Origin of the sequence: Streptomyces sp. 5-10 (assembly GCF_014712245.1) — a bacterium.
GTDB lineage: Bacteria > Actinomycetota > Actinomycetes > Streptomycetales > Streptomycetaceae > Streptomyces > Streptomyces violaceusniger.
The window spans coordinates 1-10,661 of the sequence record NZ_JACVYG010000116.1; the positions used below are offsets into that span (position 1 = coordinate 1).

Sequence of the window (10,661 nt, forward strand, 5' to 3'; positions counted from 1 at the left end):
TGCGGGCGGCCGGGAGCGCGGGCATGCCCGACGCGGCCGGCTGGGCGGGCTGCTGGGGCGTGTCGGCGGAGGCCGCGGGCAGGGCGAGGGCAGGTCGGCCGCCCGCACCCTGCGCGGGGGCGGGGGCACCGGCGGCCTGAGGGCCGCTCTGCTCCCGCGCCGGGGCGCCGCGCCGGGCGCGGCGGCCCTGGGGCTGCTGCTGGGCCGGAATGCCCTGAGGCGGCACAACGCCCATGGCGGCGGGGCCCGTCGGCTGCGGACCGGCCGCTTCCGGTGCGCCGCCGCGAGCGTGGCGATGGCTGCCGGTCGCGGCTCCCTCCGCGTTCTGGCCGGGGTTCGCGGCCGCGGCCGCCGCCTCGTCGGGGTGGGGGCGCGCCCTGCGCCGCCCGGTGGGCCGCGGCGGGTTCGCGGGCTCGGCCGCGTTCTGCTGCTGGGCCGCGGGGTTCTCGCCGACGACCGCGGGCAGCGCGGCGGGCGCGGTCGCGCCCGGGGCGCCCGGCTGAGCGGCGGTGCGCGGGTCGGCCGTACGGGGATCGGCTGTACGCGGGGCGGCCTTACGGAGATTGGGCGGAGGCGTACCGCCCTGTGTGCCGCCGCCTTGGCCGCCGCCCTGCGTGCCGTTGCCGTGCGTGCCGTTGCCGTGTGTGCCGTTGCCGTGTGTGCCGCCGCCGCTGGTGTCGCCCGGCGTGTCGCTGGGGGCCGCCCCGTGCCGGGCGCGGCGTCCGGTCGGGGTCTGGCCGGAGGCGTTGCCGCCCGCGGTGCCCGTACCCGCACCGGCACCCGTACCCGCGCCAGTACCCGTACCCGCACCGGTGCCCGCGCCCGAGGTGCCCTGCCCCTGTGTACCGTTGCCCTGCCCGGCGGCGTCGCCGTCCATGAACTCCTGCTCGGCAGCGGCCGCCGCCGAGATCGGCACCTCCAGGACGTACGCGTGCCCGCCCATGCCCGGCATCTCATGGGTCTGGAGCACGCCCCCGTGCAGGCGCACGATCCCGCGCACGATCGGCTCGTGCACCGGGTCGCCGCCCGCGTACGGCCCGCGGACCTCGATCCGCACGACATCGCCGCGCTGCGCCGCCGCGACCACGATCGTCGAGTCGCTCGCCGCGACGCCCGAGGCGGCGTTGCCGGTGGAGTCGACCCCGGCCACGTCCGCGATCAGATGGGCGAGCGCCTGGGCGAGCCGCTCCGCGTCCACCTCGGCGTCGATCGGCGGGGCGTGCACCGCGAACTGCGCGCGCCCCGGGCCGATCAGCTCGACCGCGCCCTCGACACTGGCCGATACGACCTCGTCCATCGAGACCGTACGGCGGGCCAGCTCCTCGCCGCTCGAGTCGAGCCGCTGATAGCTCAGGACGTTGTCGACGAGCGTGGTCATCCGGGTGTAGCCGGCGGCGAGGTGGTGCAGGATCTGGTTGGCCTCGGGCCACAGCTGCCCGGCCGGGTCGTCGGCGAGCACTCCGAGCTCACGGCGCAGCTCCAGCAGGGGTCCGCGCAGGGACTGGTCCAGCACGGCCAGCAGCTGGCCGTTCCGGGCGGTGACGGACTCCAGCTGTGCCGCGTGCCGCGCGCGCTCCTCGGCGAGCTGCGCCCGCAGCTCCTCCAGGGCCTTCGTGTGCTGCGTGGTGAGCTGTTCCAGCTCCTCGGCGTGCTGGGCGGTGAGGCTCTCCACCTTCTCCGTGTGCCGGGTGGTGAGGCTCTCGACCTCCTCGGCGTGCTCGGCCGCCATGGCCTTCTCGGCCCGCCGGTCGGTGAAGGTCAGCACGGCGCCCACGAGCTGGTCGCCGTCGCGGACGGGCGCGGTGGTCAGATCGACCGGAACCTGGCTGCCGTCCTTCGCCCACAGCACCTGGCCGCGCACCCGGTGCTTGCGGCCGGAGCGGAGGGTGTCGGCGAGGGGCGATTCCTCGTACGGGAAGGGGGAACCGTCCGGGCGCGAGTGGTGTACAAGAGAGTGAAGCTCCTGACCGCCCATGTCGCTGGCCCGGTAGCCGAGGATCTGCGCGGCGGACGGGTTGACGAGGACCACCTTGCCCTCGGTGTCCACGCCGACCACGCCCTCCGCCGCCGCGCGCAGGATCATCTCGGTCTGGCGCTGCTGACGGGCGAGTTCGGCCTCGGTGTCGAGCGTCCCGGTCAGGTCGCGCACGATGAGCATCAGCAGCTCATCGCCGGTGTAGCTGTACTGATCGGCGTACGGAGTCCGCCCGTCCTCCAGATTGGCGCTGGTCACCTCGACGGGGAACTGCGCCCCGTCGGTGCGCCGGGCCATCATCCGGGTCGGCTTGCTGCCGTCCCCCTGTGCCACGTCGGGGCGCCGCATCGACCCGGGAATGCGATTGGGATCGAAGGAGGGGAGCAGATCGAGCAGACCACGGCCGACCAGGGCGGTGCCCGGAGCCTCGAAGGACTCCAGCGCGTGGTGGTTGGCGTTGACGATCGTGCCATTGCAGTTGACCAGCAACAGCGCGTCCGGGAGGGCGTCGAGTATCGCCGCGAGGCGAGCAGCGCCTCGGGATGGCCTGCTGCTCACGACGACGCTTCCTCCCTGGCTACCGCACCTTGCTGACACCCGCGGTCATTCTGCCGTCCCATCTGCGGAGTGTCTCTAGGGGAGTCTACGGGCACCAGCGCCGGACGCGACGGCGGATGAGAGGGAGGTCGCAGCGCGACGTACGCGTCTCGACGCACGCCCGGACAAACTTCACCGGGCTCTTCTCCGCTCACTCCCGGCCCAATCCCCAGGTCAGCTCCCAGGCATGCGCAAAACGACGGAGAACCGATTCCATCGGGCGATTTCACACCCGTTGGTGCGGTTGAACCAGGCGTTGACGGGACGCCCCGCCCAGTGGCCCGTCACCCGGGCCGTGGCCGGCCCGCCGTACTGCCCGGTGCACATCGCGTCGGGCGACACCGGCGCGAACGGATCCCGGCCCCACACGGTCTGCGAGTCCAGCTGCGCACACGCGGCCCGCGCCCGGGGGTGCGTACCGCCGGTCGGGTGGCAGCTCAGCAGATAGGTCGCGGCGTCGTCGTCCTCACCGGTCTCACTCACGGTGATCACGAGCCGGTCGGCGCTCTCCCCGTCGAGCGGCAGGGGCAGCGGCAGCGGCGTGGCCGCGGCGGGGGCCAGCGCGCCCGCGAGGGCGGCGGTCGTCAGCGCGGCGGTGACGGCGAGGCGGTGCGGCAGGGGCATGGGGGCACTCCTGGTGTGATCGGTCGGGGACGCGCTGCCCCCGCCCCGTCTAACGCGCCGCCGCTGCGCGCGTTGCTCCGCCGTAAGGGGCTGTGCCCGCCGGCCGTACGGGGGCTGTGCCCGCCGTAAGGGCTCCCCTACGGCTTTAAGGAGTGGCTCCGCCGTACGGGCCCCGCTCCCCACCACCCCCCACAAGGGCTTTGCGGTGGGCCCCGCCCGCCGAGTACCGTAGTCCGCGATTGGTGACATCCCACTGGGCTGTGACATCATCTGCACACACCACCTCGCGCTCGCGCGAGCGACCGGTGTGTTGGAGGCTTCGCCTAGTCTGGTCTATGGCGCCGCACTGCTAATGCGGTTTGGGCCTTAAAGCCCATCGAGGGTTCAAATCCCTCAGCCTCCGCTCTCCGACCAGGGGGCCCGCGCCCAAGGCGCGGGCCCCTGTCTCGTTTCCCGGCCCGCCGCGAACGATCACACCACCACACCGACCCGCCGACGCCCGCCCGCCCACGCTCCCCTTACTACGGCTACGCCGGGCGACCGCGGCCGTGCGCCCTGGGCCAGGGCGACGCGGAGCGACCGCCGGGAAAACGCAAGGTGACTCCCCCGTGGCTCTCCGTCGCCGCCACCCCCGCTCCTCAAGCACCTCGCGACGCGAAGACGAGCTCCCCGAGGTCTCACAAGGGCAACCCCGCGAGCCCCCGAAAATGAAGTTTTCGCAGGTCAGTGGGGGTGAGGGAAACGGATTTCGCCTCACAGCGCAGGTCATGTAATGTTGTCCCCGCAACGCCGACCGGCAAGAAAAACCGCCGGGAAGCCAAGCGCTCGTAGCTTAACGGATAGAGCACTTGACTACGGATCAAGAGGTTGCAGGTTCGAATCCTGCCGAGCGCGCACCAGCTCAGAGGCCCCTTCCGATCATCGGAAGGGGCCTCTTGCGTATGTGATGACAGCAACGGTGACAGCAACCGCCGCGCGGCTCTCTCAGACCGCTGCCGGGACTCCGCCCAATCCCTCCCCGCCGTCATCCTCGTTGCTGTCACGCAGGGCATCCCCGACGCGATCGAAGGCGGACCGCTGGGAGTCCAGCCGGACGAAGGTGTAGATGTCCATCGTGACGCGGATGGAACTGTGCCCGAGGACTTCCATGATCATCCGGGCGTCGGCCCCTTGCTCGTGGAGGAGGGAGGCGCAGGTGTGCCGGAGGTCATGGAAGCGGACGAGCCGGACCCCAGCCTTGTCGCACAGGAGGGTGAAGGCACGGTTCAGGTTGCGCGGCTCGATGGGGGTTCCGTGCTTGGTGGTGAAGACGAGATCGCTTCCGTTGTCCTTCCACTTGTCCCCGGCCGCAAGCCGGTCTCCCTGTTGTTGGGCCCGGCGAGCCCGGAGCGCTGTCACGCACTCAGTGGGCAGCGCCACCCGCCGGGCCGAGCGCTGAGTCTTCGGGGCCGCGATCAGCAGTTCCCCGCCAACGCGCTGGAGCGTCTGGCGGATGGTGACCGTGCCGTCCGCCAGGTCCACGTCCTTCCACCGAAGGCCAAGAACTTCCCCGCGCCGCAGGCCGATCCTCACGGCCAGCTCGTACGCCGCCCAGAGCCGATTGCCACGTGCCACCGCCAGGAGCCGACGCCCCTCCTCCACGGTCAGCGGCTCTATCTCCCGCTTGGTGCCCATGCCCAGCTCGACGTTCTTGGCCACGTTGCGCGGCAACTCGTCCTCACGCACCGCGTGCCCCAGCGCGGCCCGCAGCAGCACCAGCAGGAACCGCACCGTTCGATCAGACGGGTACGACTTGCAGCACTTTCCCAGCGCACAGCAGCGGCGTTTCCGCTCGGGGCGAGCCTTGTCCTTCCCCTGAGCGCAGCACTGGCACGTACGCGCCGTGGTGGCGAGGAAGGTCCGGATATCCCGTGCGGTGAGCCGCGCCAGCTTCTTCTTCCCGAGGCCCGGAGCGAGGTAGATCCGCACGAGCGTTTCATAGGCCGCGTACGTGGCCGGACGGACCTTGATGCGCGCTACATTGGCCAGCCAGTACGTCAGGTACTCGCCCAGGCTCAGCTTGCTCGTGACGACAGGGACGCCCTTCTGAGAGTCCGCCTTGAGCCGGGTCAGCTTGTCGTGGACGTCATCCCACGACTTGCCGTAAACATCCCGCCGCTTGTACGTCCCATCGGCGGTGAGGACGAAGGCCGACCCGACCCACCGGCCGTCTTTCCGCTGCCAGATCGAGCCTTCGCCGTTCGCGTTCTTCTTGGCCATTAGGCGGCCTCTTCTTCGGTCTGTCGGGTGATGTAGTCGTGCAGCGCGGTTTCGGTGATGCGTCGGCAGCGGCCGATGGTCAGGGAGGCCAGTTCGCGCGAGCGGATGAGGTTGTAGACCGTCCAGCGGCTCACCTGGAGCCGGGCGGCGACCTGGTCCACGTTGAGCAGTCCCGGAGTCACAGCCACGGGTCTCCTTCTGTCTTGCGGCGGTCGGCGTGGTCGCGGGCTTGTGCGATGTCGTGGCGTACCTGGGCAGCGAGGAGTTCTTCGCCGGGGCTGTAGCCGGAGGCCAGGTATTGCCAGTGGGAGACGACGAGGGTGGTTTCCTCGTCCAGCTCGGGCCGGTCGTCTGCGGTGCGTGCTTGCTCGGTGCGCCAAGCGCGGCGGGCGTCGCGGAGTGCGCCGAGGGTGGTGGAGTAGCGGCGGGATTTGCTGGAGAAGTGGCCTCGGAAGCCGAGCATGTGAGCCCACTTCCAGAGCTTGAGGTCGGCGAACTCAGGGAGGTGGCCGAGGCTCCAGGCGGTACGGATCATCTGGCGGACGTGGCTGTGCACGGGCAGGTCCGCGATGGGTTCGGACTGGCCGGTGCCCTCGCACTCGCCGCACAGGTCCCGGAAGCCGTCAGGGCCGCGCCGGTAGCCGCGCCCGGCGCAGTGGGCGCAGCGCAGCGAGCGGTCCACGGTCCCGGAGTCCTCAGCGCTCTTGGTGGCGTACTTCGCGACGTAGGCGGCGACCTTCTGATCGGTCAGTTCTCCGTCGCCCAGAGCGGCGATCTCGCGGATGTCGAGCTGGGAGCCCCAGGTGAGTCGGCGTTCGCCGATGGCGTCGGAGTCCACGGTGAGCACGGCGCGTTCGGCCGCCTCAGTGACTGCGTGGGTGAGGGCGTCGATGGTGGCCCACCGGGGCGGGGGCTCGTTGCTGCCCTCGGGGCCGTCGAGGCGGATCACGGCGTGGAAGTGGACCAGGCCGCGCCGCTGGTACTCGGCGACCTTCGCGAAGGAGACCCGCAGCGCCGCGTTCAGCGCCTTCTGCGTCATGCCGAGGTGGGCGGCCAGCTCACGGCGCAGGTAGGTAGTGAAGCGGGCCCATAGGGCTCCGGCGTGGGCGTTCCAGAGCACGGCGCCGGTGTAGTCGTAGGTGGCCGGGGACAGCGGGGTGCCCAAGGCGGGGTCGTCGGCGGGGTGGCGGGTGCCGCAGCGGCAGGGCAGGTTCTTGCCCGCGTCGGTGGTGCGGCGGTTGTGGACCGCCCCGAACGACGGAGCTGTGAGGGTGACGAACAGGCGGGGGTGCGTGCGCACGGTCTCCGGCACGCTCTTGCCGCCCGAGAGCCCGGCCCGGATCAGGTGGTAGGTGTCGGCCGCGTACAGGCGGGAGCAGGACGGGCAGCGGGAGGAACGGCGGTTGCCGCAGGTGGTCAGCAGCCGCCCGGTGGGTTCGTCTGCGGTGCTGTACGAGCGGACGACGGTGTCCGTCGCTGTGTCGCGGGTCTCGGTGGAGCCGACGAGCTGAACCGGCCGGGTACAACCGCGGATTCGGCTGATCTGGTCTTGGACGCGGTCGAAGTCGGGGAGGTGGGCAAGTTCGATGAGGTCCCGCAGGGCCAGGCTCGCCACGTGGCGCAGGTCCAGGGGGGCTTTCACGGGTGAGGTGTCCTTTCGGGGAAGGGGCCCCGGGCAGCACTCGGTGAGGGCTGCGGGTGCTGCTCGGGGCATGACGAATCCGGGCCCGGTCGGGGCGGGGGTTTCTGGGTTGCCGGGACGGCCGGCACGGGGTCAGAGCTGGGCGTGCGCGGCGGTGGCCAGCGGCAGTGCGACGCCGAGGCGGGCCCGGAGCTGAGCCGGGCTGATGGGCTCGCCGTGTTCGGCCCGGTAGGTGTCGGCGATGGTGCGGGCCGCGTTCAGCAGCGGCACGGGCACCGTGACCGCCGGGGAAGTCTCCGGCTTCGGCGTGACCGGGGGCGGGACTGATTCGGAGGCCGGGGCAGGCTTCGGCGCGGGGGCCTCGGCCGGAGCGTCAGGTGCGGCCGGTGCCGGGGCCGGGGTGGTGGTGGCGACGGTGTGGAAGTGGCGCAGGAGTTGTGGGCCGACGGCTCCCCAGCCCAGCAGGAGGAGCGGGGCGACCGCATCCACGGCGGCCCGGCCGTAGTGCCCGGCGACGATGGGTTCGGCGACGTTGAGGGCCAGGGTCAGCAGCCCGGACATGTGCATCAGCCGGGTAGCGCCCTTGATCTGCTCGGCCGGGACGCCGCGCAGGGACAGGTACCGCAGGGCCACCAGGAGGCCGACGACGGACAGGTCCACCATCGGCGCGATCAGCGGTGCGATGGGGCCGGGGACGCCGAGGCGCAGGGCCAGGGCCCAGACGTTACCGAAGGAGAAGACGAACGCCAGAGCCGCGATGATGCCCATGACCACGGTCACCGTGCGCTGAGTGATCCGATCCTCAGACATAGGGATTCACCTCCTCCCAGGGGACATGACGAGCGGGCCGAAGCACAGATCAGGCCGCATCCCTCTTGATGAACGGGTCGTCCACCCGCATCGCGGAACCCGCCAGTTCCTCCAGCAGCTCGGCGGGGTCGCGGGTCAGATGCGCTGTCTCGGCGGCGATGCGGGCAGCGTCCGCGTCGGACACGTACGGCGTGCGGATGCGGGCGAAGCCGGGCCGCCCCTGGTGAGCCATGGCGGCAACACCGACATAGGCAGGGTCCTGGAGTGCGGTGGGGCTGGCGTCCGGCCAGTTCCGGATGTCCTCCCCCAGAGCAACGACGGCCGCTTCGGCGGTCTTCTGGGCGAAGGACAGGCCCACCGGGCACACGTCCCGGATGAAGGTGGGGATGGCATCCCCGGTCGCCTTCTGCGTCGCAATGATCACCAGGATGCCGACGTTACGGCCCTTCTTCACCAGGTCCTCCACCAGCCGTGCGTTCTCCGCAGCCAGCGCGGCCAGCTTCTTCGTCCGCGTGTCCGACCCCTTGTAGTCGCGAAAGTAGGTGTGCGCTTCGTCCACGATGAGCACGGTCAACGGCCAGGTAGCCGAGGGGCCGACGTGCCACATGTTCTTTACGCCCAGCAGGGCCCGGATGGACGCCGACCGGTCCCGCCGCAGCTTGACCAGCCGCGTGAAGAGCGCGTTGGCCTCTTCCAGGTCGTCACCGACGAACGCGAAGATCCGGTCTGTCAGGTCGGCGTAGTCGCCCTCATGGGAGGAGGTCACCTTGCCGTCAGCCACCGCGTACTGAACCGCATCGGACGGCGCCGTATCGCAGATGAACCGGTTGACCAGCGACGTCTTACCGAAGCCGGGCAGCCCCGCCACGGTCACGCCCGGCACGTTGGCCAGGCTGACGCTCACCGGCTGCGCGTACTCGTCCAGGCCCAGATCCCACACCGCCAGATCCTCCGGCACAGCCCTGGTCGGGGTGTGCTCGGTGGGGACGATCAGCGGATCAACCCGCACCCCACGGATCACCAGCTCTCCCGGCCTGTCCGGCAGGACCGAAACCCGGGTGCACCGCCAGGCGTCGGCCAGATATGGGGCCGCCCGCTGGAACTCCGCCAGCCCCACCTTCGGCAGGCACACCGCGTGCACCAGCACCCCGTACCGGTCGGCCATGACCCGGATCTTCGGGATCAGGACCCGGGGCTTGGGCACCTTCCCGTCCGGCGCCACGACCACGGCCGGAGGGGTCTTGTCGGTCACCGACAGCCCCACCATCGGGGCCAGCCGACGCCAGCGACGCCGTACACCGATCGCCTGCCGCATGCTCGCCCGCGTCATCTTGTCCGCACACACATAGCGCACCAGCCACCACAGGGCCCATATGACGATCCCGGCCAGGGCAGCCCCGGCAACAGCCGGGGCGAACCCAATGACCTCTCCCACAGTCACAGCACGTCCTTGTTCGTGTAGAGGAATCGGTACAGGGATATCCGCAGTTCCAGCAGGTCACGGCCGGATGCGAGCTTGGGGTAGCCGTGCGACTCGATCACCTTGGCCACGTCGAACAGCAGGCCATTGGTGAACCGCGAGTCGTCATCCCCGCTCTCCGGCTCGACCGGATAAGACGGGGCCGGTCCGGTCGGGGCGGTCACTTGACCAGCTCCAGCGCCGCCGCCCGGTAGGCCACACCATCGGACAACTGCCCGTTGAAGACGCGCGCCCACGGAGTGGCGAACAGCTCCGCCACCCGCACCGGCATCCCCGGCTGGAGCCCGCCCGGGAGGCCGCTCTCGGGAACGGTGATCTTCATCTGCTCGGCGCGGCCCTCTTCCATGAGGAAGACGGTCAGGGTGTGCAGGGTCTCCCCGGTGTCGCGGTCGGTGGCGACCTCGCCCGTGTTGGGGTCCTTGACCTTCGGCACCGGGAGGGTGCCAGCGATGAACTGGGTGGAGGGCAGCAGCCCCACGCGGATACGGGTCATAGCCATGGTTGAACTCCCTTTCGTGGCCGACCGCTTGTGCGATCGGGCCACCACTATGACCTAGCCAGGCTAGCTAGGTCAAGCGAGCTAGCTGTGGGAGTTCAAGGGTCTGGGTGTGTTAGGTGGGCTAACACGGCTACCCTGGGACCATGACGCCGTCGACGCACGACGCCCGCCCGCCGTATCAGCAGGCAGCCGAGGCCATCCGGGCCGAGATCAAGGCGGGCAAGCTCAAGCCGGGGGAACAGCTCCCCTCGCACCGCGAGCTGCAAGAGCGGTTCGGCATCGCCAACATGACCGCCCGCAGCGCCCTGCGCGTGCTCCGCGAAGAGGGCTTGATCTACACCGTGCAGGGGCGCGGCAGCTATGTAGCCGACGTGATCGGTCCCGGCGGCGAGCTGATCGAGACGGCCGGAACGGGCGAGGCCCCGGCGAGCGCAGAACCCACCGGGACCCTCACCGAGGCACTTCTAGAGGTCCGGGACCAGCTCCGCAGCTTGAACGCGGAGGTCCAGACCCTCAAGCAGGAAGTCGCCGAACTGAAGGCGCGGCAGCACCCGTAGACCGCCCTTCCTGGAGCTCCGCCACCTCCTCGCGAATCTCCTCCAGCTCACCGCGCAGACGCTCAGTCATGGCCGCGGTCTCTGCCAGCAGCGCCCGCTCCTGCTCGGTCAGCACCAGTTCCCCCTTGTCATCTGCGCGTTGGTCGCGCGCATCCTGCATTGCGATCCTCCGGCGATCTTCTGGTGCTGTCGGATCCCAGCTGATGCGCGACGTTCTG

11 protein-coding genes and 2 tRNA genes are annotated in these 10,661 nt (G+C 70.7%); 3 read left to right on the forward strand and 10 right to left on the reverse strand.

Translation table 11 applies throughout. The features are described from left to right. Both IEJ02_RS46955 and IEJ02_RS46960 read right to left on the reverse strand, forming a co-directional pair. A partial coding sequence (locus tag IEJ02_RS46955) for a PAS domain-containing protein (protein ID WP_191070381.1) occupies positions 1 to 2,533 on the reverse strand: 2,533 nt, incomplete at its 3' end. A gap of 213 nt (positions 2,534 to 2,746) precedes the next feature. Next, positions 2,747 to 3,196, reverse strand: coding sequence for an SSI family serine proteinase inhibitor (locus tag IEJ02_RS46960; RefSeq protein ID WP_191070382.1), 450 nt, complete (start codon positions 3,194 to 3,196; stop codon positions 2,747 to 2,749). Positions 3,197 to 3,508: 312 nt separating this feature from the next. Between IEJ02_RS46960 and IEJ02_RS46965 the strand changes: the two genes are divergently transcribed. After that, positions 3,509 to 3,599, forward strand: a tRNA-Ser gene (locus tag IEJ02_RS46965). Between the two features lie 418 nt (positions 3,600 to 4,017). Beyond that, positions 4,018 to 4,090: transfer RNA gene (locus tag IEJ02_RS46970), tRNA-Arg, on the forward strand. Between the two features lie 90 nt (positions 4,091 to 4,180). Here IEJ02_RS46970 and IEJ02_RS46975 read toward each other — a convergent pair. From IEJ02_RS46975 to IEJ02_RS47005, 7 genes are all read right to left on the reverse strand, one after another. Continuing rightward, positions 4,181 to 5,455 (reverse strand): site-specific integrase, encoded by a 1,275-nt coding sequence (locus IEJ02_RS46975; RefSeq protein WP_191070383.1) that lies wholly within the window; start codon positions 5,453 to 5,455, stop codon positions 4,181 to 4,183. Beyond that, positions 5,455 to 5,643 (reverse strand): helix-turn-helix domain-containing protein, encoded by a 189-nt coding sequence (locus IEJ02_RS46980; RefSeq protein WP_370467268.1) that lies wholly within the window; start codon positions 5,641 to 5,643, stop codon positions 5,455 to 5,457. The genes IEJ02_RS46975 and IEJ02_RS46980 overlap by 1 nt, the downstream gene beginning before the upstream one ends. Further along, positions 5,634 to 7,097: a replication initiator gene (locus tag IEJ02_RS46985; RefSeq protein WP_191070384.1), complete on the reverse strand. Its 1,464-nt coding sequence runs from the start codon at positions 7,095 to 7,097 to the stop codon at positions 5,634 to 5,636. Before IEJ02_RS46985 ends, IEJ02_RS46980 begins: the two co-directional genes overlap by 10 nt. 132 nt (positions 7,098 to 7,229) lie before the next feature. Then, positions 7,230 to 7,907 (reverse strand): DUF2637 domain-containing protein, encoded by a 678-nt coding sequence (locus IEJ02_RS46990; RefSeq protein WP_191070385.1) that lies wholly within the window; start codon positions 7,905 to 7,907, stop codon positions 7,230 to 7,232. Between the two features lie 49 nt (positions 7,908 to 7,956). Then, a complete protein-coding gene (locus IEJ02_RS46995; protein ID WP_191070386.1) occupies positions 7,957 to 9,348 on the reverse strand; it encodes an FtsK/SpoIIIE domain-containing protein in 1,392 nt (463 codons plus the stop codon). Continuing rightward, positions 9,345 to 9,551 (reverse strand): hypothetical protein, encoded by a 207-nt coding sequence (locus IEJ02_RS47000; protein WP_191070387.1) that lies wholly within the window; start codon positions 9,549 to 9,551, stop codon positions 9,345 to 9,347. Before IEJ02_RS47000 ends, IEJ02_RS46995 begins: the two co-directional genes overlap by 4 nt. Then, on the reverse strand, positions 9,548 to 9,886 hold the full coding sequence (locus tag IEJ02_RS47005; RefSeq protein WP_191070388.1) for an SCO3933 family regulatory protein: 339 nt from the start codon (positions 9,884 to 9,886) through the stop codon (positions 9,548 to 9,550). The genes IEJ02_RS47000 and IEJ02_RS47005 overlap by 4 nt, the downstream gene beginning before the upstream one ends. A gap of 143 nt (positions 9,887 to 10,029) precedes the next feature. On the opposite strand from IEJ02_RS47005, the gene IEJ02_RS47010 reads away from it, so the two are divergent. Further along, positions 10,030 to 10,443: a GntR family transcriptional regulator gene (locus tag IEJ02_RS47010; protein ID WP_191070389.1), complete on the forward strand. Its 414-nt coding sequence runs from the start codon at positions 10,030 to 10,032 to the stop codon at positions 10,441 to 10,443. On the opposite strand, the gene IEJ02_RS49565 is transcribed toward IEJ02_RS47010, so the two are convergent. After that, the coding region (locus tag IEJ02_RS49565; RefSeq protein ID WP_223865584.1) for a hypothetical protein at positions 10,400 to 10,661 on the reverse strand (262 nt) is incomplete at its 5' end. The genes IEJ02_RS47010 and IEJ02_RS49565 overlap by 44 nt on opposite strands.